Origin of the sequence: Humibacter sp. (assembly GCF_035547335.1) — a bacterium.
Lineage (GTDB): Bacteria > Actinomycetota > Actinomycetes > Actinomycetales > Microbacteriaceae > Humibacter.
This window is the reverse complement of the sequence record NZ_DASZVF010000012.1, coordinates 44,549-70,921: the sequence shown is the minus strand read 5'-3', so window position 1 is coordinate 70,921 and position 26,373 is coordinate 44,549. Positions and strand designations below refer to the sequence as shown.

The following is a 26,373-nucleotide window of genomic DNA, read 5'->3' as shown; positions in this document are numbered from 1 at the left end:
CATTCCATAGGGAAGTGACCCACCATGGCCCTCCGCGACCAGACCGGTCCCGACTTCGGCGACTACGGCGGCAGGTACATGCCGGAGTCGCTCATCGCGACGCTCGACGAACTCTCCGCCGAGTACGAGGCGGCACAGCAGGATCCCGGCTTCGCCGAGGATCTCGCCAGGTTGCACGCCACCTACACGGGCAGGCCGTCCATCATCACCGAGGTGCCGAGGTTCGCCGAGCACGCAGGCGGCGCCAGGATCATCCTGAAGCGCGAGGACCTCAACCACACCGGCTCGCACAAGATCAACAACGTGCTGGGCCAGGCGCTCCTCGTGCGCCGCCTCGGCAAGACCCGCCTCATCGCCGAGACCGGCGCCGGCCAGCACGGCGTCGCGACCGCGACGGCCGCAGCGCTCTTCGGCATGCAGTGCACGGTCTACATGGGCGAGGTCGACACGAAGCGTCAGGCCCTCAACGTGGCCCGCATGCGCCTGCTCGGCGCCGAGGTCGTGCCGGTCAAGACCGGCTCGCGCACGCTGAAGGATGCCATCAACGAGGCATTCAGAGACTGGGTCGCCAACGCCGACACCACGCACTACCTGCTGGGCACGGTGAACGGGCCGCACCCGTTCCCCACCATGGTGCGCAACTTCCACAAGGTCATCGGCGAAGAGGCCAGGCGACAGGTGCTCGAGCTGACCGGCAGGCTGCCCGACGCCGTCGCGGCGTGCGTGGGTGGCGGATCCAATGCGATCGGCATCTTCCACGCGTTCCTCGACGACACCGATGTCGCCCTCTACGGCTTCGAGCCGGGCGGACACGGCATCGCCAGCGGCGAGCACGGCGCGACGCTCAGCCACGGGACGCCGGGCATCCTGCACGGCACCAAGACCTACGTGCTGCAGGACGAAGACGGTCAGACGATGGAGTCGCATTCCATCTCGGCAGGGCTCGACTACCCGGGCGTGGGGCCGGAGCACGCCTGGCTGCGCGACATCGGTCGCGCGAGCTATCTGCCGGTGACCGACGACGAAGCCATGCAGGCGTTCCGGCTGCTCAGCCGCACCGAGGGCATCCTGCCCGCCATCGAGTCCTCGCACGCCCTGGCAGGCGCCCTGCAGCTCGGCAAGGAGCTGGGACCGGACGCGCTCATCCTGGTCAATCTGTCCGGCCGCGGCGACAAGGATGTCGAGACCGCGGGCGCGTACTTCGGCCTGCTCGACGGGAACGGGGAGCAGGCATGAGCGGAGACACGACGGTCGCGCACGTCGACACGGCGATCGCCGGCGCGCGCTCGGCTCGCGCCGGCGCTCTGGTCGGCTATCTCCCCGTCGGCTTCCCCGACCTGGCGACGAGCGTCGACGCGGCCGTCGCTCTGGCCGAGAACGGCGTCGACGTGCTGGAGCTCGGGCTGCCGTACTCCGACCCGGTGATGGACGGACCCGTGATCCAGGCCGCGACCCAGCAGGCGCTGCACAACGGGTTCCGCGTGCGCGACGTGTTCACGGCCGTGCGCGAGATCAGAGCCAGGGTCGAGGTGCCCGCACTCGTCATGACGTACTGGAACCCCGTGCTGCAGTACGGGGTGGACCGCTTCGCCGACGATCTCCTCGCAGCGGGAGCCAGCGGGCTGATCACCCCCGACATCACGCCGGACTCCGCGGCCGACTGGATCGCAGCGAGCACCAGGACCGGACTCGACCGCGTGTTCCTCGCGGCTCCGACCTCCGGCGAGGAGCGGCTGCGCATGGCCGCTACGCAGTCGCGCGGCTTCGTCTACGCGGTCTCCACCATGGGCATCACGGGCGAACGATCCGACGTGGATGCCGCAGCCCGCACGCTCGTCGCCAGGCTGCGCACCGCAGGCGCCGACACGGTCTGCGTCGGGATCGGCATCTCCACCGGGCGACAGGTGCGCGAAGTGCTCGAGTACGCGGACGGCGCCATCGTCGGATCGGCTCTGGTGCACGCGCTCGCCGACGGGGGAGTCGAGCGCGTGGCATCCGTGGCCCGAGGACTGGCCGAGGGAGCACAGCGAGCCACGGCAGGCTGAATGGGCCACCGCGCGCCCGCCGCCTCCGTCGAGCCTTGCGTTCGTTAGCTCGTAGACTGAGGTGCCGACGCGCAGCCGTCGCACGCATCCACACGAAAGGGAACCCGACAGGTGATCGCTCCGCTCAGCATCCCGAGCCCGCCGCCGTCCTGGCAGTCGATCCCGATCGACCTGTTCGGCCTGCACTGGGACATCCGCACGTACGCCCTCATCATCCTGGTCGGGATCATCGTCGCCACGCTGTGGACGTCGCGTCGTCTCACCAAGCGAGGCGGCGAGCCGGGTGTGGTCATCGACTTCCTCATCTGGGCTGTCGTGCTCGGCCTGATCGGCGCACGCCTGTACCACGTGTTCACGCACCCGCACGACTACTTCTACCCGGGCGCCAACCCGTGGCGCATCCTCTTCATCTGGGAGGGCGGCAACGCCATCTTCGGATCGCTGATCGGCGGCGCCATCGGCGCGTTCATCGCCAGCAAGCAGACCGGGGTGCGCTTCCTCTCGTTCGCGGATGCGCTCGCCCCCGGCCTCCTTCTCGCCCAGGCCATCGGACGGCTCGGCAACTACGTCAACCACGAGCTGTACGGCCTGCCGACGAGCCTGCCGTGGGGTCTGCAGATCGAGAGCACGAACACGGCGTACCCGACCGGGCTTCCGAACGGCACCGTGTTCCAGCCGCTCTTCCTCTACGAGATCATCTGGAACGTGGTCGGCGTGATCGTGCTCATCGCGCTCGAGAAGCGGTTCAACTGGCGCTGGGGCAAGATGTTCGCCGGCTACCTCATCTGGTACGGCGTCGGCCGCAGCTACCTCGAGTCGATCCGCATCGACCCCAGCGAGTACTCGTTCCTGAGCATCCCCTCGAACGTGTGGGCGGCCATCCTCGCCGTCGTCCTGGGCATCGTGCTGTTCGTGGTGCAGTCGCGCAGGCACCCGGGCCTGGAGACGAGCGTGTACCTTCCCGGCCGCGAATGGAAGCGCTCGCAGGACGCGGTAGACTCGTTCGACACCGATTCGGATGACGTGGACGACGCCGAAGGCGGCGCCTCCGACGCACGCGAATCGAGTGAAGCCAAGGCCGAAGCCACAAGCTCAGCCGGCTGATCCCACGACAACTGACTCCAGGTATCACGGCACACCCGGCAGATCACGTTTCGAGTCGTCTTCCTGCACCGGGAAGACGAGACCGAACTCTTTCCCTGTCCACGGGCCGACGTCGTCCCGCTCCCCGATCGATGTGAGGACGGTACCCCATGGCACCGAGCCCAGAAATGGCGCACAGTCCGCTCCAGGCACCCCAGTCCCCGTTCACCCGATTCGGCGCCATCCCCGAGGCCCAGGGCCTCTACGACCCGAGCGCCGAACGTGACGCGTGCGGCCTTGCGATGGTCGCCACCCTGCGTGGAACCGCCGGCCACGACATCATCGACCACGCGCTCAACGCGCTCCGTCATCTCGAACACCGCGGGGCGGTCGGCTCCGACGCCGGCACGGGCGACGGTGCAGGCATCCTGACCCAGATCCCCGACGCCTTCCTGCGCGCCGTCGTCGACTTCGAGCTGCCCGCCAACGGCCGGTACGCGGTCGGCAACGCGTTCCTGCCGTTGCAGAACGCGCAACGCGCCGCGGTGAAGGCCGCCATCGAGCAGATCGCCGAAGAAGAGGGCCTGCGCGTGCTCGGCTGGCGCGATGTGCCCGTTCGGCCGGACGAGATCGGCAGCCTGGCGCGCGACGCCATGCCGGCGATCGAGCAGCTCTACGTCGACTCCGAGCGCACGAGCGAGAGCGGCGCCCCCCTGGCGGGCATCGCCCTCGACCGGCTCACGTTCCGCCTGCGCAAGCGCGTCGAGCGCGAGCTGGATGTGTACTTCGCGTCCCTCTCGGCACGCACGCTCGTCTACAAAGGCATGGTCACGACGCTCCAGCTGGAGCCGTTCTATCCCGACCTGTCCGACGAGCGCTTCGCCTCCAGGCTGGCGCTGGTGCACTCCAGGTATTCGACGAACACGTTCCCGTCGTGGCCGCTCGCCCAGCCGTTCCGCATGATCGCCCACAACGGGGAGATCAACACGGTGCAGGGCAACCGCAACTGGATGCGCGCGCGCCAGTCGCAGCTGCGCAGCGAGCTGCTCGGCGACCTCAAGCCGCTCTACCCGATCGTCACGCCGGGGGCGAGCGACTCCGCGTCGTTCGACGAGGTCGTCGAGCTGCTCACGCTCAGCGGCCGTTCCCTCCCGCACGCCGTCATGATGATGGTGCCGGAGGCGTGGGAGAAGCAGACCGAGATCGACCCTGCGCGCCGCGCGTTCTACGAGTACCACTCGATGCTCATGGAGCCGTGGGACGGCCCGGCCGCTCTGGTGTTCACCGACGGCTCGCTCGTCGGCGCCACGCTGGACCGCAACGGCCTGCGTCCCGGCCGGTACCTCGTCACCGACGACGGTCTCGTCGTGCTGGGCAGCGAGACGGGCGTGCTCGACATCGACCCGAACCGGGTCGTTCGCAAGGGCAGGCTGCGCCCGGGAAAGATGTTCCTCGTCGACACGGTCGAGGGCCGTCTCATCGAGGACGACGAGATCAAAGCGTCCCTGGCCGCCGCCGAGCCGTACGGCGAGTGGCTGGATGCCGGGCGCATCAACCTGAAGGACCTCCCGGAGCGCGAGCACATCGTGCACACGCCGGCGTCGGTGACGCGCAGGCAGCGCACGTTCGGCTACACGGAAGAAGAAGTGCGCATCCTGCTGACGCCGATGGCGAAGACGGGTGCCGAGCCGCTCGGTGCGATGGGATCCGACACGCCCATCGCGGTGCTGTCCAAGCGCCCCAGGCTCCTCTTCGACTACTTCACACAGCAGTTCGCCCAGGTGACCAACCCTCCGCTCGACTCCATCCGCGAGGAGGTCGTCACGTCGCTGAGCCTCGGACTCGGCCCCGAGCTGAACCTGCTCGAGCCGACGGCGGAGCACACCAGGCAGGTCGTGCTCGACTTCCCGGTCATCGACAACGACGAGCTCGCGAAGATCCAGCACATCGACCCGGCACCGGGCAGCCGCACGACGGTGACCGTGCACGGCCTGTACCGCGCCGACGCCGGCGAGGACGCCATGGAGCGTCGTCTCGCCGAGATGTGCGACGAGGTCAGCCAGGCCATCGCCGACGGGGCGAAGTTCATCGTGCTCAGCGACAGGGACTCTAACAAGGACCTGGCGCCGATCCCGTCGCTGCTCATGCTCTCCGCCGTGCACCACCACCTGATCCGCACCGAGGACCGGCTCAAGGTGGGCATCGTCGTCGAGGCAGGGGACGTGCGCGAGGTGCACCACGTCGCCCTCCTCATCGGCTACGGCGCGAGCGCCGTGAACCCGTACCTGGCCATGGAGACGTGCGAAGACCTCGTGCGCAGCGGCATGATCACCGGCATCTCGAGCGAGAAAGCGGTGGCGAACCTCATCAAGGCGCTCGGCAAGGGCGTGCTCAAGATCATGTCGAAGATGGGCATCTCGACCGTCTCCTCGTACGCGGGCGCTCAGGCGTTCGAGGCCGTCGGCCTGTCGCAGGAGTTCGTCGACGAGTACTTCACCGGCACCACGTCGAAGCTGGGCGGCGTCGGCATCGACGTCATCTCGGCGGAGAACCGTGCGCGGCACCGCGCCGCGTACCCGGAGGAGGGCGCGGTCGTCGCCCACGAGCGGATGTCGACGGGCGGCGAGTACCAGTACCGTCGCGGCGGCGCACCTCACCTGTTCAACCCCGAGACCGTCTTCCGGCTGCAGCACTCCACGCGCACCCGCAGGTACGACATCTTCCGGCAGTACACGAAGCTCGTCGACGACCAGTCGGAGGAGCTCATGACGCTGCGCGGGATGTTCGCGCTGCGCAAGGGCATCCGGCCGAGCGTTCCGATCGACGAGGTCGAGCCGGTCTCCTCGATCGTCAAGCGGTTCTCCACGGGAGCGATGAGCTACGGCTCCATCTCCCGGGAGGCGCACGAGACGCTGGCCATCGCCATGAACCGGCTGGGCGGCAAGTCGAACACCGGAGAGGGCGGGGAGGACATCGACCGCCTGCTCGACCCGGAGCGGCGCAGCGCCATCAAACAGGTGGCATCCGGTCGCTTCGGTGTCACCAGCATGTACCTGACGCATGCGACAGACCTGCAGATCAAGCTCGCTCAGGGCGCGAAGCCCGGCGAAGGCGGTCAGCTGCCGCCGACCAAGGTGTACCCGTGGGTCGCCCGCACCAGGCATGCGACGGCGGGCGTCGGACTCATCTCGCCGCCGCCGCACCACGACATCTACTCGATCGAAGACCTCAAGCAGCTCATCTACGACCTCAAGCGGGCCAACCCGAACGCCAGGGTGCACGTGAAGCTCGTGAGCGAGACCGGGATCGGGGCTGTGGCGGCGGGCACCGCGAAGGCGCTGGCCGACGTCATCCTCGTCTCCGGTCACGACGGCGGAACGGGCGCGAGCCCGCTGAACTCGCTCAAGCACGCGGGCACGCCGTGGGAGCTCGGCCTTGCGGAGACGCAGCAGACGCTCATGCTCAACGGCATGCGCGATCGCGTCGTCGTGCAGGTCGACGGGCAGCTGAAGACCGGAAGGGATGTCGTCATCGGTGCCCTGCTCGGCGCCGAGGAGTTCGGCTTCGCCACGGCTCCGCTCGTCGTGTCCGGATGCGTCATGATGCGCGTCTGCCACCTGGACACGTGCCCGGTGGGCGTCGCGACGCAGAACCCCGTGCTGCGCAGCCGGTTCACGGGCAAGCCGGAGTTCGTCGTGAACTTCTTCGAGTTCATCGCCCAGGAGGTGCGCGAGTACCTCGCTGAGCTCGGCTTCCGCTCCATCGAGGAGGCTGTCGGCCACGTCGAGATGCTCGACGTCGACCGGGCGATCGAGCACTGGAAGGCGTCAGGTCTCGACCTCACGCCGGTTCTGCACGGTCCCGAGTTCCCCGAGGACGCGCCGCGCAGCAACCGCAGGGCGCAGAACCACGAGATCGAGAAGCACTTCGACAACGTGCTCATGGAGCAGGCGGCCGACGTTCTCGAGCACGGCGGACACGTCGAGCTGCAGCTGCCGATCCGCAACACGGAACGAGCCGTCGGCACGCTCCTCGGTCACGAGGTGACCGTGCGGCACGGCGAGCACGGGCTGCCGGACGGCTCCATCGACGTCACGCTGACCGGATCCGCCGGCCAGTCGTTCGGCGCGTTCCTGCCCAGCGGCATCACGCTGCGGCTGGAGGGAGACTCCAACGACTACGTCGGCAAGGGGCTCTCCGGAGGCCGCATCGTGGTGCGTCCCGACCGTTCGAGCGTGTTCCCCGCCGAGCGCAACGTGATAGCCGGGAACGTCATCGGCTACGGCGCGACGCAGGGCAGCCTGTTCATCCGCGGCATGGTGGGCGAACGCTTCCTGGTGCGCAACTCCGGCGCGACGGCGGTCGTCGAGGGAGTCGGCGACCACGCACTCGAATACATGACCGGTGGCCTCGCGCTCATTCTCGGCACGACGGGGCGCAACCTCGGCGCGGGCATGTCGGGCGGCACCGCGTACGTGCTCGACCTCCACCGCGAACGGGTGAACCGCGAGTCGCTCGCCAGCGGCGAGCTTTCGCTGTCCGAGCTCGGGAGCGGCGACATCGAGATCGTGCGCGACCTTTTGGAGCAGCACGTCACCGAGACCGACTCCACCGTGGCGAAGGCTCTGCTCGCCGACCTGGATGCGACGGCCTCCCGCTTCACCAAGGTGCTGCCCCGCGACTACGCGGCAGTGCTCGAAACCCGCAAGAACGCCGTCGACGAGGGGCTCGACCCCGACGGCGACATCGTCTGGAACCGCATCCTGGAGGTGACCGGTGGCTGACCCGAAGGGCTTCCTCAAGGTCACGGAGCGCGAGCTGCCGAAGCGGCGGCCGGTCTCCGTGCGCCTGATGGACTGGAAAGAGGTCTACGAGGCCGGCGACCCGGCCCAGCTGCGACGCCAGGCGGGGCGCTGCATGGACTGCGGCATCCCGTTCTGCCATCAGGGATGCCCGCTGGGCAACCTGATCCCGGAGTGGAACGACCTCATGTGGCGCGGTGAAGGCCGTCAGGCCATCGAGCGGCTGCACGCGACGAACAACTTCCCGGAGTTCACGGGACGCCTGTGCCCCGCACCCTGCGAGGACTCCTGCGTGCTGGGCATCAGCCAGCCGCCCGTCACGATCAAGCAGGTCGAACACGACATCATCGACCAGGCGTGGGCGAACGGCTGGGTGCAGCCGCACCCGCCGCAGCGTCTGACCGGCAAGACCGTCGCTGTCGTGGGATCCGGTCCGGCGGGCCTGGCCGCCGCGCAGCAGCTGACGCGGGCAGGGCACACGGTCGCGGTCTACGAGCGCGACGACCGGATCGGCGGCCTGCTGCGGTACGGCATCCCCGACTTCAAGATGGAGAAGAAGCACATCGAGGCGCGTCTGGCGCAGATGACGGCTGAGGGCACGCGCTTCCGCGCCGGGGTGAACATCGGCGTGGACATCAGCTGGCCCGACCTCAAGGCCAGGTACGACGCCGTCGTGGTGGCGACCGGTGCCATGGTGCCTCGCGATCTCCCGATCCCCGGCCGCGATCTGGCCGGCGTGCACTTCGCGATGGAGTACCTGGTTCAGCAGAACCGGGTGGGAGCGGGCGATTCCGTTCCGACGCAGATCACTGCCGAGGGCAAGCACGTCGTCGTGCTCGGCGGTGGAGACACCGGCGCCGACTGCATCGGCACCGCGCACAGGCAGAAGGCCGCGTCCGTCACGAACCTCGCGATCGGCAAGCGGCCCCCGAGCGAGCGGCCGGCGCACCAGCCGTGGCCGACCACGCCCACCCTGTTCGAGGTGCAGACCGCACACGAGGAGGGCGGGCAGCGCGAGTACCTCGCGTCGACCGTCGAGTTCGTCGGGAACGAGGTCGGCGAGGTGGTGGCCGTTCGCGTGGCCGAGACCGAATACCTGGACGGACGCCGCGTGCCGAAGGCGGGCACCGAGCGGGAGATCCCTGCCGACCTGGTGCTTCTGGCGCTCGGATTCAGCGGACCCGAGCAGGACACCCTGTCGGAGCAACTCGGCATGCCGTTCGACGGCCGGGGCAACGTGACCCGGGACGGCGACTACCAGACCCAGGAGCCAGGCGTGTTCGTCGCAGGCGACGCAGGGCGCGGCCAGTCGCTCATCGTCTGGGCGATCGCGGAGGGACGGGCTGCGGCTGCTGCTGTCGACCGGTATCTTGAAGGGGACACCGCGCTCCCTTCGCCCGTGAGGCCGACCGACCGCGGCATCACGATCTAGCGCCCGCGTCTCTTCTGCCCATCCCGGGCCAACGCTGCACGCACGCGCACACGACTACGGAGTACGAAGAAAGCCAATGAGACGAGCCAAGATCGTCGCCACGCTGGGTCCCGCGACTTCCAGCTACGAGAACATCCGCGCCATCATCGATGCGGGCGTCGACGTCGCCCGCATGAACCTGAGCCACGGCAGCTACGACGTGCACGAGGCCGTCTACGCCAACGTGCGCCGGGCAGCGGATGACTCGGGGCGCGCCGTCGCCGTGATGGTCGACCTGCAGGGACCGAAGATCCGGCTCGGCAAGTTCGAAGGCGGCCCGTACGAGCTGGCAGAGGGTGACATCTTCACCATCACCACCGAGGACATCCTGGGGGACAGGCACACGTCGTCCACCACGTTCAAGGGGCTGCCGAACGACGTCAAGGCGGGCGATCCGCTCCTCATCGACGACGGCAAGGTCACGCTGCGCGTTCTCGAGGTCGACGGCCCGCGCGTGAAGACGCAGGTCGTCGTCCCCGGCCCGGTCTCGAACAACAAGGGCATCAACCTGCCTGGCGTCGCCGTCAACGTGCCGGCGCTCAGCGAGAAGGACGAGGCCGACCTCCGCTGGGGTCTGAAGCTCGGGGCCGACTACATCGCGCTCTCGTTCGTGCGCAACGCCGCCGACATCGAGCGCGTGCACGAGATCATGGACGAAGAGGGCCGCAGGGTTCCGGTCATCGCCAAGGTGGAGAAGCCTCAGGCCGTCGACGCGCTCGAAGAGATCGTCGACGCGTTCGACGCCATCATGGTGGCGCGCGGCGATCTCGGCGTGGAGCTTCCGCTGGAGGCCGTGCCGATCGTGCAGAAGCGCGCCGTGGAGATCGCGCGCCGCATGGCCAAGCCGGTCATCGTGGCGACTCAGGTGCTGGAGTCGATGATCACGAGCCCGAGGCCGACGCGAGCCGAGGCATCCGACTGCGCCAACGCCGTGCTCGACGGAACCGACGCGGTCATGCTCTCCGGCGAGACGAGCGTCGGCGAGTACCCGGTCGTGACCGTGCAGACCATGGCCCGCATCATCGAGTCGACGGAGGAGCACGGTCTCGAGCGCATCCTGCCGCTGGGCACCAAGCCTCGCACGCAGGGCGGCGCGATCACGCTCGCGGCGGCGGAGGTCGCCGACTTCGTGGATGCCAAGTACCTGTGCGTGTTCACGGAGTCGGGAGACTCCGCGCGCAGGATGTCGCGTCTGCGTTCGAAGATCCCGATGAAGGCGTTCACGACGAACGAGGCCGTGCGCCGCAGGCTCGCGCTCACCTGGGGCATCGAGGGCTTCCTGGTCGACCGTGTCACGCACACCGACCAGATGATGGGACAGGTCGACGACGTGCTCATCGGCCGCGGCCTCGCCGAGATGGGCGACAAGGTCGTCGTGATCTCCGGTTCGCCTCCCGGGATCTCGGGTTCGACGAACGACGTGCGCGTGCACGTCGTCGGCGATGTGCACAACGAGGCGGCACCGGCGTACGCAGCGCTGAAGTAGCGGCACGGATCTCCAGGTCACGGCGGCCGCCTTCACCGTGGCCTGAACGCTTCAGCGGCCCCGAGCCAGGGCGATAACGGCCCGACCGGACCCAGGAGTGCGGCAGCGCGCTTGCCCGGAAGGCACGTCAGGATTCCGCTGGCAGCCCGAGAAGCTTGCGCACTTCCGCGTCCGTCGTCTGCCTGAAATCGCGGTACCACTGGCCGATCGCGAAGAATCGCTCCGGCCGCGCGACGCAGACGAACTCGTCGGCGTCGACGCCCGGCCGCGGCGCCCAGTCCGGGGGAGCGACCGGAACGGCGAGCACGACCGTCGCTGCACCCTGTGCTCGCGCCACAGCGCACGCCGCGCGAGCGGTCGCCCCGGTGGCCAGGCCGTCGTCCACGATGACGGCCGTTCTGCCGCGCAACTCGACAGGCTGCCTGCCTTCCCGGTAGCGCTCGACGCGCCTGCGCAGTTCGGCCTCCTCCCGGCCCCGGACGCGCTCCAGCTGCTCGTCGCTGACCCGCATGGCCCTGATCAGGTCGTCGTCGAGCACGCGAACGCCCTCACCGATGGCTCCCATCGCCACCTCTTCGTTGCGCGGCAGCCCGAGCTTGCGCACCAGGATCACGTCGAGCGGGGCGTCGAGCGCTTCTGCTACCACCGCGGCGACGGGGACGCCGCCGCGCGGGATGCCGAGCACGACGGGGCGCGGCCAGGAGTGGCCGAAGGGACGGCACACGGCGGCGAGCCGGTGGCCGGCATCCAATCGGTCTTCGAAGATCATCCGAATCACCGTTCCTCGGCCGGATCCCGTCGCTCGCGCTCAGGACGTCTGCGGCTGCGTCGCATCCGTCCGCGAGAGCGGCTCGGCGATGTCCTCGAGCGATCTGTTCTCCGCGTTCACACCGAGGAAGACCTCGACGAGCCCGGCCGCGATCATGAGCCCGGCGCCGATGAAGTATCCGATGGCGACCGCGCCGATTCCCATGGACACGAACTGGCCGAAGAGCAGCGGTCCGATGATGCCTCCGAGGGCGGTTCCCACCGCGTAGAAGAACGCGATGGCCATGGCCCTGGTCTCCATCGGGAAGATCTCGCTCACCGTGAGGTAGGCGGAGCTCGCTCCCGCCGAGGCGAAGAAGAACACGACGACCCAGCACACCGTCAACCAGGTGCCGTCGAGGATGCGTGCATCGAACAGGATGCCCGTCACGACCAGCAGCACACCGCTGCCGATGTACGAGACGGAGATCATGATCCTGCGGCCGATGCTGTCGAACAGCCTGCCGAGCAGAAGCGGTCCGAGGAAGTTGCCGACGGCGATCGGCACGAGCGACCACGGCGCTATGTCATCCGGCACGTTCAGCAGCTTCGTGAGCACGAGCGCGTACGTGAAGAACACCGCGTTGTAGAGGAACGCCTGCCCGATGAAGAGCGAGAGCCCGAGCACGAACCGCTTCGGATACTTGGTGATCGCGACGTGCGCGATCTCGCCGAAGCCGGTGGACTTGCGCTGAGCGATCTCGATCGACTTGTCGCCGCCGACCTCGGACAAGCTCTCGCCGGTGTCCTCTTCGACCTGGTGCTCGATCTCGCCGACTTCCTTCTCGGCCTGCTCGTCTCGGCCGTGGATGAACATCCACCGCGGCGACTCCGGCACGTTGCGCCGCACCAGCAGGATGGTCAGCCCGAGCACGGCGCCGAGCCCGAACGCGAGCCGCCAGCCGAGCGCGGGCGCGAAGATCGCGGTGTTCAGCAGGAACACGGTCAGGACGGCTCCGAACGCCGTGCCGAGCCAGTACGACCCGTTGATCGCAAGGTCCACCACCCCGCGCCGCCTGGCGGGGATGAGCTCGTCGATGGCCGAGTTGATCGCAGAGTACTCGCCGCCGATGCCGGCACCGGTGAAGAACCGGCAGGCGAAGAAGAAGATCGGCGAGAACGAGAACGCCGTCGCCACCGTAGCGAGCAGGTAGAGCCCGAGGGTGATCATGAAGAGCTTCTTGCGCCCGAACCTGTCCGTGAGATATCCGAAGAACAGCGCGCCGAGGCAGGCGCCGGCCACGTACACCGCGGCAGCGAGCCCGACCTCGCCAGTCGTGAGGCCGAGACCGCTGGACTTCTCGGTGAGCCTGCTGCCGATGGCGCCGACGATGGTCACCTCGAGGCCGTCCAGGATCCACACGGTTCCGAGGCCGACCACGACCATCCAGTGCCACTTCGACCAGGGCAGGCGGTCCATCCGAGCGGGAATGCGCGTCGTGATGGTCTTCAGCTCGTCGGTAGTCATGCGTCCTCCTCAGCGGCCACGCAGAGACGTTACGAGCAGTCGATCCGCTCCGGCAACCCCTTGCACCGGGCGACGCACGGCGCTTCCACGCTTCGCGCACGTCGCGGCATCCGGCGTGCCTCCACCGGTCACCAGGGCCGGTCACCGCGACCGGTCACCAGGGCCGGTCAGAGCACGATGTCGGGGTCGATGGGCGTCAGCTCCGGGATCTTTGCGCTACGGCCGTCGCCTGAAGACCTGCCCGTCAGCCGTCGCCCGATCCAGGGCAGCACGTGCTCGCGGTAGTAAGCGACAGACGGCCGGCGCCTGCCCATCGGCGGCTCCGAAGCCACCTCGGCGACACGCCACGAGGCGGGGGCGGCGACCCCGAGCGCGGTGAGCACGTTGGACGCCACGCGCGCATGCCCGAACGCGTTGAGATGCAGCCGATCGACCGACCAGTAGCGCAGGTCGCGAAGCCCGGCATCCGCGAAGTTGTCGACGAACGTCATGGATTCCGCGGCCACCTTGTCGTGACCGACGAAGGAACGGACGCGTTCCGCCAGCTGATCGCCCCTTCTCTGCATGGTGCGGCCGCCAGGAAGGTTGTCGCTCGGGTTGGCTCCGCTGAGGAGCAGCACGTGGATGCCGGCCGCCGCGGCCTTGTGCACCGCCTCGGCCGTCGCCACGGCCACGTCGTCGATCGAGACGCGCGGCCGCATGATGTCGTTACCTCCGCCGTTGATGCTCAGCAGCTGCGGATGCATGCCGATCGCGGCATCCAGCTGCTCGCCCACGATGGGGCCGAGTTTGCGGCCGCGAACCGCCAGATTCGCGTAGCAGATCGGCTGTCCGGCCGCGACGGCGAGGCCGACGGCCACCAGATCGGCCCAGCCACGCACACGCCCGTCGGGCAGCTCGTCGCCGACGCCTTCCGTGAAGCTGTCTCCGATGGCCACGTAGCTCGTGTACATGCCTCAACGCTATCCGCAGCCGGCGTGCGTCAGGCTCGGCGAGCCCTTCGCACGGCGGTACTATCTTTCATGGCCTCGGGCTCTCGGGCCACAGGCTTTCACGGCCACGGCTTTCACAGCCACAGGGGCCACCGTTTCACGTCCGTCGACTCGAACGCCGACGGCATCACCGCCTTCGGAAGGAATCCTCGAAGATGATCGCTCGGCCACCGAAGGGTGAACTCGACAAGCGCATCGCAGGCGCCGTGTTCGTGCTGTTCTGGCTCGTGGCCATCGCCGCCTGGATCGTGGCGGGCGTCGCGCTCGGCAAGGCCGGAGCCTGGCAGCCGTTCGTCGTCGACGTCGGCATTGTCATCGCGAGCGTCGGGTTCGCCGCCCCGTTCCTGAGCACCGTGAAGGGGTTCGGCGTCGCTCTGCTGTTCGCCGTGATCGCCGTTGTGGGCTTCGCGGTCGGAGACTTCGGCGGCATCCTGCCGATCGTCTACTTCCTGCGCATCGTCGTTCCGTTCTTCGCCGTGATCCTCGCTCCCACGTTCAAGCTGGCGAACGGCGTGAAGATCTTCGCCTAGCGCGCATCCGCATGACGAGGGGTCCCGCGACAACAGGTCGCGGGGCCCCTCTTCGTCCGCGTGGCCGCTGGGTCAGAACCGCCTGGTGAACGGCATCGGCTTGCGCATGCGCAGCAGCAACAGGAGCGGGAACACGATGTACGGCAGGTTGAACGCCAGGAACACGGCCGGGTGCGGCGTGCGCTCCGCCGCCGAGCCGAAGAACTCGACGCCGAAGATCGGGATACCCGTCAGAGAGATGATCATCGTGGCGTAGATCACGCTCGGCAGCTGGATCCAGTTCCATCTGCGCACGATCGCGAGGATCAGCAGCACGTAGAACGCGACGTAGATGAACGCGGACGTGCCGCTGATGAAGCGCAGCCACACCGGATGCGACTGGTACAGCGGATCGAAGTTCGACGCGTACCAGTAGTTCCACTGCACGAGGACGTTCGGGGAGTCCTTGACTTGATCCAGTCCAAGGCCCTCGACGGAGTCGCTGATGATGCAGGTCACGATGAACGCCGCGAAGATCACCAGGAACAGGATGTCGATGGGGCGTTTCGACAGCGGGAGATTCGCTGCCCTGCCTGCCGCAGCGACATCCACTGACGCCCGTTCTCGGTCGGGCTTCGTCGTCGCGCCCTGAGCGGCGGACGTGGGGGCTTCTGACATGGTGTGCAGACTATCGCGACGACGGTGCCTCACGTTCGAGGCTGGGCGCGCCGTGCCGTCCGCCCGCTCGACCCGGGGATCCCGTGGAACCGGCGAACGATTGACCCTTCGGAGCGGCGGAACAAACCCGCCGCCCGGAGAGCGAGGCACCGGGCGGCGGTTCCGTCTGTCGCACCGTGTGCACCGACGAGGTGCCACGGCTGCGGTTCAGGCTGTGGTTTTCATGGCAGGTAGTAGGTCGGGTTCGGCAGCTTGATCGTGCGGTCGGCGTGGCCGCCGATCAGGTCGCTGAACTGGTCGCCGAAGTTGGCGACGATGTCGTACCTGCCGCCCTGCCTCGACTCCACGTGAGCCCGCGTCTGCGACTTGTACTCGATGGTGGTGCAGCTCGCCGTCGCGCAGTGGATGTACGAGGGCTGCTGCGACGCGCCTTTGCCGGTCCACTTCGTGTAGTAGTTCGACGGCGTCAGTCCCGTGTAGCCCACGTTCGTCAGGTTGCCGATGGTCGCCGCCTTCTGGTCGTCGTTGCGGCCGGTCAGGCCGACGATCGTGCAGCCCGCCTTCTGCGCTGCGCGTTCCAGCGCGACCATGCCGGGGACGGCCGGGAACTTCTCGCCCTGCACCCAGACATCCTGCTCGGCCGGGTTGTAGTTGAAGTGCATGTCGCCGACTTCCATGTCGTACGTCCACAGCGTGGTGTCGTCGGCGTCGAGAACGATGGCAGGGTTCCTGTGCAGCTTCTTCTCGACGAAGCACTGGGCGGCCACGATCGGAGTCTGGATCGCCACGATCCGGCGCAGCTCGTCGATGTAGGGCGACGAGGTCTTGTTCGCGATCCCGGTGCCCGGGTCGCCGTAGTACGTCGCGATCGTCTTCTTCACCGAGTCGATGTTCGGGATGCCTTCACCGCCCTGCGTCGACCCGCTGGAGCCGTCCGGCTTCATCGTGAAATGCGTGCGCGGTGCCAGCTTCGGCTCCGACGCTCCAGGGAGGTCGGGGGAGGGAAGGTAGTACGTAGGGTTCGGCAGCTTGAGGATGCTGTCGGCGAAGCCGCCCTGCAGGTCGGACCACTGGTCGCCTACGTTGAGCGTGATCGTGTAGCCCAGATCCTGTTCGATGTGCTTGCGCGTGAGGGCCTTGTACTCCACGGTCGTGCAGCTGCTCGTGGCGCACGTGATGTAGGGCGGCTGCTGCGACGCCCCGTTGCCCGTCCACTTCGTGAAGTAGTCGTCGGACGTGAAGGCGGTGTAGCCGGCCTTCGTCAGGTTGCCGAGCGTCGCCGCCTTCTGGTCGTCGTTGCGTCCGGTCAGGCCGAACACCGTGTACCCCATGGCGGCGGCGGCGTTGACGAAGCCGACCATGCCGGGGACCCCGGGGAACTTCTCGCCCTGCACCCAGACATCCTGCTCGGCGGGGTTGTAGTTGAAGTGCATGTCGCCGACTTCCATGTCGTACGTCCACAGCGTGGTGTCATCAGCGTCGAACACGATGGCCGGCTTCTCGCCCTTCGCGATCGCCGCGTCGTATTCGGGCTTGAGCTGGGCGGTCGCGTTCGCCACGATGCCGTTCATCTCGGTGATGTACGGCGACGAGTCCTTGTTCGCGATACCCGTGCCCGGGTCGCCGTAGTAGGTGTAGATGGTCTTCTTCACCGAGTCGATGTTCGGGATGCCGTCGCCGCCCTGCGTCGCGCCGCTCGAGCCGTCCGGCGCCATCGTGAACGACGTGCGAGGGGCCAGTAGGGTGTCGTGTCCTCCACCGCCGCTCCATGCCTGCGCCGGCGCGGCTGCGGCGAAGCCGACTCCGATCGTCACCGCTACAGCAGCGGCGCCGGCGAACCACCTCGTCGCCGTGCGCCCAGCATGCCTGGTCGCGGTGCTGTCCTGCCCAGATTGCATTCCACACCCCCGTGCTCAGGCCTCCTCGTCGAGGCCTCGTCCTGCCTGACACCCCCGAACAGGGGTCTGCGTGCACGGTATCGGCGGGCTGTCCCGATCGCCAGAACCGTCCGGACGTTTTGCTCATCTGAGCCGGATGCTGCTGGGGGGGAGCGGAGCAAGAAGGGGATCGCCGGCAGGCGATCCCCTTCTCATGACGTGCCGGTGGTGGGACTCGAACCCACACGCCCTTTCAGGCAAAGCATTTTGAGTGCTCCGCGTCTGCCATTCCGCCACACCGGCATCCGGCACCGTGCAACACCATATCGCGGCTTCGCCGTGCACCGGATCCCGGCGAAGAGCCGGCAGCGCGCTGCGCCGAGCCCCTCGCCAAGATCGCTCATACCGTAGGCTTGTTCACCGTGACCGACACTGAGAACACCGCTGCACCGCGTCGAGTCGTCGTCGCGGAGGACGAGTCGCTGATCCGCCTCGACATCGTCGAGATCCTGCGAGACAACGGGTTCGAGGTGGTCGGCGAAGCCGGTGACGGTGAGACCGCCGTCGCCCTCGCCACCGAGCTGCGTCCCGACCTCGTCATCATGGACGTGAAGATGCCGCAGCTCGACGGCATCTCGGCAGCCGAACGCCTCTCCAAGAACCACATCGCGCCCGTCGTGCTGCTCACGGCGTTCAGCCAGAAGGAGCTCGTCGAGCGCGCGACCGAGGCCGGTGCGCTCGCATACGTGGTCAAGCCGTTCACGCCGAACGACCTGCTGCCTGCGATCGAGATCGCGCTGGCCCGCTATGCGCAGATCATCGCGCTCGAATCCGAGGTGGCGGACCTCAACGAGCGCTTCGAGACCCGCAAGCTCGTCGACCGGGCGAAGGGTCTCCTGAACGAGAAGATGGGGCTCACGGAGCCCGAGGCGTTCCGGTGGATCCAGAAGGCCTCGATGGATCGCCGCCTCACCATGCACGACGTGGCCAAGGCCATCATCGACCAGCTGGCCCCCAAGAAGTGAGTGCGGAGGCCTCAATGCGGAGCGTTGAGGCCGGAGCACTCAGATCGAGCAGCACCGCCTTGGCGGTGCGTGTCGAGATCTCCAGGTCGTTCTACGTTCGGGGTTTCGACAGGCTTAGCCCGCGGTATCGACAGGCTCAACCCGCGGTAACCGGGAGTGCGGACGCTCAGGCGGTCGGCTTCAGGTCTTTGATGAAGTTCGTGATGCGGATCGTCGAGCAGCGCCGGCCCCGGTCATCCGTCACCACGATCTCGTGAGTCGTGAGCGTTCGACCGAGGTGGACGGGCGTGCACACGCCGGTGACGATGCCGCTGGTGGCCGAACGCGTGTGCGTGGCATTGATCTCGATGCCGACCGCGAGCCTGCCCTCGCCGGCCCACAGGTTCGCCGACATGGAGCCGAGCGTCTCGCCGAGCACGACGTACGCGCCGCCGTGCAGCAGGTCCGCGGGCTGCGTGTTGCCTTCGACGGGCATCGTCGCGACCGCGCGATCGGTCGAGAACTCGATCATCTCGATGCCCATCTTCGCGGCCAGAGCGCCCATTCCGCGGCGCCGGACGTACGCGAGGGCGTCGGGTGCGGCATCCGGTTCGCGCGTCTCGGGCATGGTGCTCCTGGTGCTCATGGGCCGGCATCGTCGGGATGTCCGCCACCGCCACACGCGGTAGTCCCGGCGATCCCGGGAAGGGATGCCGGCATCCGGCTCGGGCCTCGATCGGGTGTCCGTGGCCGCTTGTAGGCTGTCAGGCGTGTCGGACCCGGAAAAGCCTACCCTCCTGATCGTCGACGGCCATTCGCTGGCTTTCCGAGCGTTCTACGCCCTTCCCGTGGACAGTTTCACCACTCGGGACGGCCAGCACACGAACGCCATCCACGGGTTCCTGTCGATGCTCCTCCTGCTGCTGCAGAACGAGCGGCCCAGCCATCTCGCCGTGGCTTTCGACGTCTCACGGTTCTCGTTCCGCACCAGGGAGTACACGGAGTACAAGGCCACCCGCGGCGCGACGCCCCCCGAGTTCTCCGGGCAGGTGCCGCTCCTGCAAGAGGCGCTCGCCGCCATGAACATCCCGGTCATCGAGAAGGACGACTTCGAGGCCGACGACATCCTGGCCACGCTCGCCACAGAGGGAGCAGCCCAGGGATACCGGGTGCTCGTCGTGTCGGGCGACCGTGACACCATCCAGCTCGTCGACGACGACATCACGCTGCTGTACCCGAACGTGCGCGGCGTCTCGGAGCTCAAGCGCTACGACAAGCAGGCGGTACTCGACCGATACGGCATCCCGCCGGAGAAGTACCCGGAAGTGGCCGCCCTGGTGGGCGAGACGAGCGACAATCTGCCGGGCATCGACAAGGTCGGCGAGAAGACGGCCGTGAAGTGGGTGCTGCAGTACGGCGACGTGCAGAACCTGGTCGACCACGCGGAGGAGATCAAGGGCGTCGTCGGCCAGAATCTTCGCGACCAGAAGGAGAACGCGCTGCGCAACCGCAGGCTGAACCAGCTCGTGCGCGATGTCGAGCTGCCGGTCGGACCCGCGGATCTCGGTCGTCGCCCGATGAACGAGCAGGCGGTGCGCGACCTGTTCGCGCGTCTCGAGTTCCGCACGCTGCTCGAACGGGTGTTCAAGCTCATCGAGGGGGACGGCTCGGACACCGGAGCGGTGACGGGCGCCCAGGTGGGCACGGTAACCGTGCCCGAGGTGCGCGAGCTGGCTGGCGAGGAGCTGCGCGGATGGCTCGTTCGGGCATCCGACGACGGCTCACGCCCACTGGCCGTTCAGCTCGAGCTCGCGGGACCGACGCTGCTGGGCGTGGGGCTGTCCACGGATGAGGCGTCGGCGTATGTGCGCACGGGGGAGGGCCAGGTACTGGATCCCGAGCTCACGAGGTGGCTCGCCTCCGACTCGCCGAAGTGGCTGTACGACGCCAAGAACCAGTTGAAGGCGCTGGAAGCGGTCGGAGTCCGTCTCGGCGGTCTGCAGTGCGATGCGAGGGTGGCGATCTGGCTGGTCAACCCGAACCGCACTCCGGCGGGCCTCGCCGACCAGGTGTACGAGGTGCTGGGCGAGCAGATGCCGCAGTCGGATCCAGCGCAGCTCGTTCCGGAGGTCGAGCCGGTCGGCGCCGGAACGGAGGCCTGGTATGTGCACCGTGTCGCGGACGCCGTCTCCGTGGCGCTCGAGGAAGGCACGCGTCGCGTGCTCGAGAACATCGAGCTGCCCATCACCGGTGTGCTGGCCCGGATGGAGCGCAACGGCGTCGCGATCGACACCGGCATCCTGCGCGCCCAGCGCGAGGAGCTCGCCGTCCGCGCGGACGGCCTGGCCCAGGCCGCCTACACCGAGATCGGCCACGAGGTGAACCTCGGCTCGCCGAAACAGCTCCAGCAGGTGCTCTTCGACGAGCTCGGCATGCCGAAGACGCGATCGACGAAGACGGGCTACTCGACGGATGCCGGATCGCTCGCCGATCTGCAGGAGAAGAACCCGCATCCGTTCCTCGACCTCCTGCTCCAGCATCGCGACGCGACGAAGCTCAAGCAGATCATCGAGACGCTGGAGAAGTCGGTCGGGCCGGATTCGCGCATCCATACGACGTACGACCAGACGGGTACCTCGACCGGCCGCATCTCGTCGAACGACCCCAACTTGCAGAACATCCCGGTTCGCACCGAGGTGGGCAAGCAGATCAGGTCGGCGTTCATCCGCGGCGAGGGATACGAGACCCTGCTCACCGCCGACTACTCCCAGATCGAGATGCGCATCATGGCGCACCTCAGCGAGGATGCCGGCCTCATCGAGGCGTTCAACGCAGGAGAGGACCTGCACCGCTTCGTCGGCGCCCGCATCTTCGGCGTCGCCCCTGAGGACGTGACACCCATCATGCGCACCAAGGTCAAGGCCATGTCGTACGGTCTCGCGTACGGGCTGAGCGCGTTCGGCCTCTCCAAGCAGCTGCGCATCGAGACCGCCGAGGCGCGCCAGCTCATGACGGACTACTTCGCGAGGTTCGGTGCCGTGCGCGACTACCTGCGCGATGTCGTCGAGAAGGCGCGCGGCGACGGCTACACCGAGACCATCTTCGGTCGTCGCAGGCCGTTCCCCGACCTCACGAGCACCAACAGGGTGCTGCGCGACAATGCGGAGCGCGCCGCGCTCAACGCGCCCATCCAGGGCTCGGCGGCCGACATCATGAAGATCGCCATGATCCGGATCGATGCCGACATGCGAGAGCGCGGGCTGGCCTCGCGCATGCTCCTCCAGGTGCACGACGAGCTCATCTTCGAGGTGAGCGCAGGGGAGTGGGACGTGCTCGCCGAGATTGTCTCGCACCGCATGTCGACGGCGGCGGAGCTGCGCGTGCCGCTCACCGTGCAGGTGGGCCGCGGCGAGAACTGGGACATCGCGGCGCACTGACGAAACGGCACGTCGGCGCGGCGCAGGGTGCCGTGGCCGGCGGCCTCGTGCCGGCGACGCCGTCCTCGCACGCTGAAGGCACGGGCGGGCGAGGCGGTCACGTGCCGATTTCGCTCGTGCGAGCAGGATCTCGCCGGTGGGGAACGCGATCGTTGCCCATAGGCTGGCGATCATGACCCAGCAGGAACAGCCCCAGCAGGAACGAGCCCAGCAGCAGAGAACCCCGACTCCCATCGACGCACTCGCCGAGGAGTGGGTCGACATCCAGCTCGATCTCGCCCCCGAGTGGCACGTCTGGCTCGGCCGGCCGGGTCGAGAGGGCGAATACAGCGACCTGTCGCCCGAAGGCGCCGACCGCGTCGCCCAGGCCCAGGCCGACATGCTGCGACGGATCGAGGCAGCAGAGCCCGTCGACGAGATCGACAGGGTGACGAAGCTCGACCTGGCGCGCGATCTGCAGCTCGAGGTGGAGAAGCACGACGCCGGCTTCGAGCAGCGCAATCTCAACGTGATCGCCTCGCCGGAACAGGAGCTGCGCGACATCTTCGACCTGGAGCCGACGGCGACGGTCGAGAACTGGGAGAACATCGCCCGACGCATGCACAACCTGCCTGCTGCCATGCGCGGCTACATCGCCACGCTGCGCACCGGCATCCACGCCGGCAACGTGCCCGCCATCCGGCAGGTGCGCGAGGGCATCGCGCAGGCCAACAAGCAGGTGGGACCCAGCGGCTTCTTCTTCTCGCTGGCACGCGACGCCAAGCCGGCGGAGGGCGAACTGCCAGAGGGTCTCAAGCGGGACCTCGAGAAGGGCGCCGCAGAGGCCGCCGCCGCCTACGGCGAGCTCGCCGTGTTCCTCGAGGACGAGCTGGCCGTGCACGCACCCGAGCAGGATGCCGTCGGGCGGGAGATCTACGCGCTGGCCTCGCGCAGCTTCCTGGGCGCGACGGTCGACCTCGACGAGACGTACGAGTGGGGCGTCGAGGAGCTGCGCCGCATGGTGGAGGAGCAGGAGGCGATCGCCCGCGAGATCAAGCCGGGCGCATCCGTGGCGGAAGCCATCGCGTTCCTCGACGGCGACCCGTCGCGCAAACTGCACGGCACCGACGCCCTGCAGCGCTGGATGCAGGAGACCAGCGATCGCGCGGTCGAGGAGCTCGGAAGGACGCACTTCGACATCCCCGAACCGGTCAGGCGCCTGGAGTGCATGATCGCCCCCACGCAGGAAGGCGGCATCTACTACACGGGACCGGCGGACGACTTCTCCAGGCCGGGCCGCATGTGGTGGAGTGTGCCGGAAGGCGTGACGGAGTTCGACACCTGGCGCGAGCTGACGACCGTGTACCACGAGGGAGTCCCCGGCCACCACCTGCAGATCGCGACGGCCACCTACAACAAGGCCCAGCTGAACACCTGGCGGCGGGTGGCGGGAACCTCGGGACATGCCGAGGGCTGGGCGCTGTACGCCGAACGGCTCATGGAGCAGCTCGGCTATCTCGACGACCCGGCCGACCGGCTCGGCATGCTCGATGGTCAGCGGATGCGCGCAGCGCGCGTCGTGCTCGACATCGGCGTGCACCTGACGAAGCAGCGGCCGGACGGACAGGGGCCGTGGACCGGCGACTACGCGTTCGAGTTCCTCGGCCAGAACGTGAACATGAACGAACCGTTCGTGCGGTTCGAGGTGAACCGCTATCTGGGATGGCCCGGGCAGGCGCCGTCGTACAAGATCGGTCAGCGCATCTGGGAGCAGATCCGCGACGAGTACCAGCGGCGAGAGGGTGACGCCTTCGACATCAAGGCCTTCCACAAGAAGGCCCTGGACATCGGCGGCGTGGGTCTCGACACGCTGAAGACGGCGCTGCTGTCCTGAGCGTGGCACGCACCTGATGGCGCGACGACCCGACCTCACCGGTGTCGAGCGCCGCCTCGACGACGCCGCCCACCGCCTGCTGGCCAGAGCGCCGCACAGCAGGCTCTGGAGCGGCGTCGTCGAGTTCCTCGTGTTCGGTGCCAAGCAGGCGTGGGCGTGCGTCTTCGGCGCGGCGCTGCTGGCCGTCATCCTCGCCGCGCGCCTGTGGTATCCGGTCGACTCCGTGCTCGCCCGCAACGACGCGCTGACCATCGCGGCGATCGTCATCCAGGTCGTGATGATCTGGCGCGGCCTGGAGACGTGGAGCGAACTGCGCGTCATCGTGGTCTTCCACATCGTCGGCACGGCCATGGAGCTGTTCAAGACCGACGTCGGCTCCTGGGCGTACGACCAGGGCGGCGTGCTGCGCATCCTCAGCGTCCCGCTGTTCACCGGCTTCATGTACGGCGCGGTCGGCTCGTATCTCGTGCGCGTGTACCGGCTGTTCGACCTGCGTTTCACCCGGTATCCACGACGCTGGGTCACCGCCGTCGTGGCCGTCGCGATCTATGTCAACTTCTTCACGCACCACTTCTTCGTCGACCTGCGCTGGCTGCTGCTCGTCGCCGTGGCCGTCGTCTTCGGGCCTGCGGTCATGCACTTCCAGGTGTTCCGCCGCCGGCTCAGGATGCCGCTCATCCTCGCGTTCGCCCTCGTCGCGTTCTTCATATGGCTCGCCGAGAACATCGGCACGTTCGCTCAGGCCTGGACCTACCCCGACCAGTCGGGCGGCTGGCAGCCCGTGTCGCCCGAGAAGGTGGTCTCGTGGTTCCTGCTCATGATCATCTCGGTGGTTCTCGTCACCTGGGTCTACCCGCCCCGGCCCCCTGAAGAGGAGACGGTCGCGGCACGCGCGCCGCAACCCGGGTGACCGACGCCTCGGCGGGAGGGATGCGCTGCGGCGCGGAATATCGCGGGCGTCGGCGCCGTTGTTGCAGGAGGCTGCCGCCCGACGGTAGTCTGGAGAGTCACTTTTGTGACGTCTCTATCCGCTTGCCCGGCGGGAATCCAACTGAAGCACACCTTCCGGGCCTGATTCATGTCCATATCTGGAGTACCCACTCAATGACAACCGCAACGACCGACAAGGCACCCAAGCAGGTCGCGATCAACGACATCGGCTCTGCTGACGACTTTCTTGCCGCGGTCGAGAAGACACTGAAGTTCTTCAACGATGGCGACCTCATCGAAGGCACCGTCGTGAAGATCGACCGCGACGAGGTTCTGCTCGACGTCGGTTACAAGACCGAGGGTGTGATCCCCTCCCGCGAACTTTCTATCAAGCACGACGTCGACCCCAGCGAGGTCGTCGGCGTCGGCGACACCGTCGAGGCGCTCGTTCTCCAGAAGGAGGACAAAGAGGGTCGTCTCATCCTGTCCAAGAAGCGCGCCCAGTACGAGCGCGCCTGGGGCGACGTGGAGAAGATCAAGGAAGCCGATGGCGTCGTGACCGGTCAGGTCATCGAGGTCGTCAAGGGCGGCCTGATCGTCGACATCGGGCTGCGCGGCTTCCTGCCGGCATCCCTCATCGAGCTGCGCCGCGTGCGCGACCTCACGCCGTACCTCGGCCAGGAGATCGAGGCGAAGATCCTCGAGCTCGACAAGAACCGCAACAACGTGGTGCTCTCCCGCCGCGCGCTGCTGGAGCAGACGCAGTCCGAGAGCCGTTCCACGTTCCTGGCCAACCTGCACCCGGGCCAGGTGCGCAAGGGCATCGTGTCGTCCATCGTCAACTTCGGCGCGTTCGTCGACCTGGGCGGAGTGGACGGACTCGTGCACGTGTCCGAGCTGTCGTGGAAGCACATCGAGCACGCCAGCGAGGTCGTCGAGGTCGGCCAGGAGGTCACCGTCGAGGTGCTCTCCGTCGAGCTCGACCGCGAGCGTGTCTCCCTGTCGCTCAAGGCGACGCAGGAAGACCCGTGGCAGGTCTTCGCCCGCACGCACGCGATCGGCCAGTTCGCACCGGGCAAGGTCACCAAGCTCGTTCCGTTCGGTGCCTTCGTGCGCGTCGCGGACGGCATCGAGGGTCTCGTGCACATCTCGGAGCTGTCCGGCAAGCACGTCGAACTCGCCGAGCAGGTCGTGTCGGTCGGCGACGAGGTCTTCGTCAAGGTCATCGACATCGACCTCGAGCGTCGCCGCATCTCCCTCTCGCTCAAGCAGGCGAACGAGGGCGTCGACCCCGAGGGCACCGAGTTCGACCCGGCGCTGTACGGCATGGTCACGGAGTACGACGAGCAGGGCAACTACAAGTACCCGGAGGGCTTCGACCCCGAGACGGGCGAGTGGAAAGAAGGCTCCGACGCCCAGCGGGAGAAGTGGGAGCAGGAGTACGCCGAGGCTCAGGCACGCTGGGAGGCGCACAAGCGCCAGGTTGCTAAGGGCATCGAGGAGGAGGCCGCCCAGTCGGCAGAGACCACCTCGCGCGGCGGCGCCACGTACTCGAGCGACTCTAACGCCGGGGGCACGCTTGCCGACGACGCCTCGCTTGCGGCACTCCGCGAGAAGCTCTCCAGCAACAGCTGATTGAGGCGAGAGCGGAGCGAGCTTGCTCGCTTCGCCGAGCCGATTGAGGCTGTTGTAGCGGCGTAGCCGCGAACACAGCTGATCGGGCCCACGCCGCGAGGGGCCCCGCGCGCCGCGTCAGCGGCGGGTGGGGTAGCGGTGGGGAAGGCGAGAGTCGAACGAGCTCGCTCGTTCGACCGAGCCGATTGAAGCTGTTGTAGCGGCGAAGCCGCGAACACAGCTGATCGCATCCGGCGACATGAAGCGGCCGGGTCCTTCGGGGCCTGGCCGCTTCGT

At 67.8% G+C, this 26,373-nt stretch carries 18 protein-coding genes and 1 tRNA gene; 12 read left to right on the top strand and 7 right to left on the bottom strand.

The window, feature by feature from the left end:
* Positions 1-24: 24 nt before the first annotated feature.
* The 6 genes from trpB (at position 25) to pyk (ending at position 10,887) form a co-directional block, all read left to right on the top strand.
* The gene (trpB, locus tag VHB92_RS04135; protein WP_325451682.1) at positions 25-1,236 is read left to right on the top strand and encodes a tryptophan synthase subunit beta; all 1,212 of its coding nucleotides are present in this window, start codon (positions 25-27) and stop codon (positions 1,234-1,236) included.
* Positions 1,233-2,045, top strand: coding sequence for a tryptophan synthase subunit alpha (gene trpA / locus VHB92_RS04130; RefSeq protein WP_325451680.1), 813 nt, complete (start codon positions 1,233-1,235; stop codon positions 2,043-2,045). Before trpB ends, trpA begins: the two co-directional genes overlap by 4 nt.
* A gap of 111 nt (positions 2,046-2,156) precedes the next feature.
* Positions 2,157-3,149 carry a prolipoprotein diacylglyceryl transferase gene (gene lgt, locus VHB92_RS04125; RefSeq protein ID WP_325451678.1) on the top strand — a complete coding sequence of 331 codons (993 nt, stop codon included), beginning with the start codon at positions 2,157-2,159 and terminating at the stop codon, positions 3,147-3,149.
* 167 nt (positions 3,150-3,316) lie between these two features.
* A complete protein-coding gene (gene gltB / locus VHB92_RS04120) occupies positions 3,317-7,912 on the top strand; it encodes a glutamate synthase large subunit (RefSeq protein WP_325451676.1) in 4,596 nt (1,531 codons plus the stop codon).
* Positions 7,905-9,362 carry a glutamate synthase subunit beta gene (locus VHB92_RS04115; RefSeq protein ID WP_325451674.1) on the top strand — a complete coding sequence of 486 codons (1,458 nt, stop codon included), beginning with the start codon at positions 7,905-7,907 and terminating at the stop codon, positions 9,360-9,362. The genes gltB and VHB92_RS04115 overlap by 8 nt, the downstream gene beginning before the upstream one ends.
* Before the next feature lie 76 nt (positions 9,363-9,438).
* Positions 9,439-10,887, top strand: a complete 1,449-nt coding sequence (pyk, locus tag VHB92_RS04110; protein WP_325451672.1) for a pyruvate kinase — start codon at positions 9,439-9,441, stop codon at positions 10,885-10,887.
* A gap of 127 nt (positions 10,888-11,014) precedes the next feature.
* On the opposite strand, the gene VHB92_RS04105 is transcribed toward pyk, so the two are convergent.
* The 3 genes from VHB92_RS04105 to VHB92_RS04095 form a co-directional block, all read right to left on the bottom strand.
* Positions 11,015-11,656 (bottom strand): phosphoribosyltransferase, encoded by a 642-nt coding sequence (locus tag VHB92_RS04105; RefSeq protein WP_325451669.1) that lies wholly within the window; start codon positions 11,654-11,656, stop codon positions 11,015-11,017.
* A gap of 39 nt (positions 11,657-11,695) precedes the next feature.
* A complete protein-coding gene (locus tag VHB92_RS04100; protein ID WP_414653063.1) occupies positions 11,696-13,114 on the bottom strand; it encodes an MFS transporter in 1,419 nt (472 codons plus the stop codon).
* 215 nt (positions 13,115-13,329) lie between these two features.
* The gene (locus tag VHB92_RS04095; RefSeq protein WP_325451665.1) at positions 13,330-14,115 is read right to left on the bottom strand and encodes an SGNH/GDSL hydrolase family protein; all 786 of its coding nucleotides are present in this window, start codon (positions 14,113-14,115) and stop codon (positions 13,330-13,332) included.
* 194 nt (positions 14,116-14,309) lie between these two features.
* On the opposite strand from VHB92_RS04095, the gene VHB92_RS04090 reads away from it, so the two are divergent.
* A complete protein-coding gene (locus VHB92_RS04090; RefSeq protein WP_325451663.1) occupies positions 14,310-14,684 on the top strand; it encodes a hypothetical protein in 375 nt (124 codons plus the stop codon).
* 72 nt (positions 14,685-14,756) lie between these two features.
* Here the strand turns inward: VHB92_RS04090 and VHB92_RS04085 are convergent, their stop codons facing one another.
* The 3 genes from VHB92_RS04085 to VHB92_RS04075 form a co-directional block, all read right to left on the bottom strand.
* Positions 14,757-15,341, bottom strand: coding sequence for an emopamil-binding family protein (locus tag VHB92_RS04085; protein ID WP_325451661.1), 585 nt, complete (start codon positions 15,339-15,341; stop codon positions 14,757-14,759).
* A gap of 221 nt (positions 15,342-15,562) precedes the next feature.
* Positions 15,563-17,239, bottom strand: coding sequence for an HAD family acid phosphatase (locus VHB92_RS04080; RefSeq protein ID WP_325451659.1), 1,677 nt, complete (start codon positions 17,237-17,239; stop codon positions 15,563-15,565).
* Positions 17,240-17,438: 199 nt separating this feature from the next.
* Positions 17,439-17,521 (bottom strand) — tRNA-Leu (locus VHB92_RS04075).
* 119 nt (positions 17,522-17,640) lie between these two features.
* Here VHB92_RS04075 and VHB92_RS04070 point away from each other — a divergent pair.
* Positions 17,641-18,243, top strand: a complete 603-nt coding sequence (locus VHB92_RS04070; protein ID WP_325451657.1) for an ANTAR domain-containing response regulator — start codon at positions 17,641-17,643, stop codon at positions 18,241-18,243.
* A 166-nt stretch (positions 18,244-18,409) separates the two neighbouring features.
* Here VHB92_RS04070 and VHB92_RS04065 read toward each other — a convergent pair whose 3' ends face one another.
* Positions 18,410-18,850: a hotdog fold thioesterase gene (locus tag VHB92_RS04065; RefSeq protein ID WP_325451807.1), complete on the bottom strand. Its 441-nt coding sequence runs from the start codon at positions 18,848-18,850 to the stop codon at positions 18,410-18,412.
* A 142-nt stretch (positions 18,851-18,992) separates the two neighbouring features.
* On the opposite strand from VHB92_RS04065, the gene polA reads away from it, so the two are divergent.
* The 4 genes from polA (at position 18,993) to rpsA (ending at position 26,097) form a co-directional block, all read left to right on the top strand.
* A complete protein-coding gene (gene polA / locus VHB92_RS04060) occupies positions 18,993-21,659 on the top strand; it encodes a DNA polymerase I (protein WP_325451655.1) in 2,667 nt (888 codons plus the stop codon).
* Between the two features lie 172 nt (positions 21,660-21,831).
* A complete protein-coding gene (locus VHB92_RS04055) occupies positions 21,832-23,532 on the top strand; it encodes a DUF885 domain-containing protein (RefSeq protein WP_325451653.1) in 1,701 nt (566 codons plus the stop codon).
* 16 nt (positions 23,533-23,548) lie between these two features.
* Complete coding sequence (locus VHB92_RS04050; RefSeq protein ID WP_325451651.1) at positions 23,549-24,442, top strand: DUF817 domain-containing protein; 894 nt, start codon at positions 23,549-23,551, stop codon at positions 24,440-24,442.
* A gap of 194 nt (positions 24,443-24,636) precedes the next feature.
* Positions 24,637-26,097 (top strand): 30S ribosomal protein S1, encoded by a 1,461-nt coding sequence (rpsA, locus tag VHB92_RS04045; RefSeq protein ID WP_325451649.1) that lies wholly within the window; start codon positions 24,637-24,639, stop codon positions 26,095-26,097.
* Positions 26,098-26,373 lie beyond the last annotated feature (276 nt).

What these genes read in the sequence shown, in the direction of transcription:
- trpB (WP_325451682.1), top strand. Translation starts at nt 25, where the DNA reads ATGGCCCTCCGCGACCAGACCGGTCCCGACTTCGGCGACTACGGCGGC.
- trpA (WP_325451680.1), top strand. Translation starts at nt 1,233, where the DNA reads ATGAGCGGAGACACGACGGTCGCGCACGTCGACACGGCGATCGCCGGC.
- gltB (WP_325451676.1), top strand. Translation starts at nt 3,317, where the DNA reads ATGGCGCACAGTCCGCTCCAGGCACCCCAGTCCCCGTTCACCCGATTC.
- pyk (WP_325451672.1), top strand. Translation starts at nt 9,439, where the DNA reads ATGAGACGAGCCAAGATCGTCGCCACGCTGGGTCCCGCGACTTCCAGC.
- VHB92_RS04105 (WP_325451669.1), bottom strand. Translation starts at nt 11,656, where the DNA reads ATGATCTTCGAAGACCGATTGGATGCCGGCCACCGGCTCGCCGCCGTG.
- VHB92_RS04100 (WP_414653063.1), bottom strand. Translation starts at nt 13,114, where the DNA reads ATGGACCGCCTGCCCTGGTCGAAGTGGCACTGGATGGTCGTGGTCGGC.
- VHB92_RS04095 (WP_325451665.1), bottom strand. Translation starts at nt 14,115, where the DNA reads ATGTACACGAGCTACGTGGCCATCGGAGACAGCTTCACGGAAGGCGTC.
- VHB92_RS04090 (WP_325451663.1), top strand. Translation starts at nt 14,310, where the DNA reads ATGATCGCTCGGCCACCGAAGGGTGAACTCGACAAGCGCATCGCAGGC.
- VHB92_RS04085 (WP_325451661.1), bottom strand. Translation starts at nt 15,341, where the DNA reads ATGTCAGAAGCCCCCACGTCCGCCGCTCAGGGCGCGACGACGAAGCCC.
- VHB92_RS04080 (WP_325451659.1), bottom strand. Translation starts at nt 17,239, where the DNA reads ATGCAATCTGGGCAGGACAGCACCGCGACCAGGCATGCTGGGCGCACG.
- VHB92_RS04065 (WP_325451807.1), bottom strand. Translation starts at nt 18,850, where the DNA reads ATGCCCGAGACGCGCGAACCGGATGCCGCACCCGACGCCCTCGCGTAC.
- VHB92_RS04055 (WP_325451653.1), top strand. Translation starts at nt 21,832, where the DNA reads ATGACCCAGCAGGAACAGCCCCAGCAGGAACGAGCCCAGCAGCAGAGA.
- VHB92_RS04050 (WP_325451651.1), top strand. Translation starts at nt 23,549, where the DNA reads ATGGCGCGACGACCCGACCTCACCGGTGTCGAGCGCCGCCTCGACGAC.
- rpsA (WP_325451649.1), top strand. Translation starts at nt 24,637, where the DNA reads ATGACAACCGCAACGACCGACAAGGCACCCAAGCAGGTCGCGATCAAC.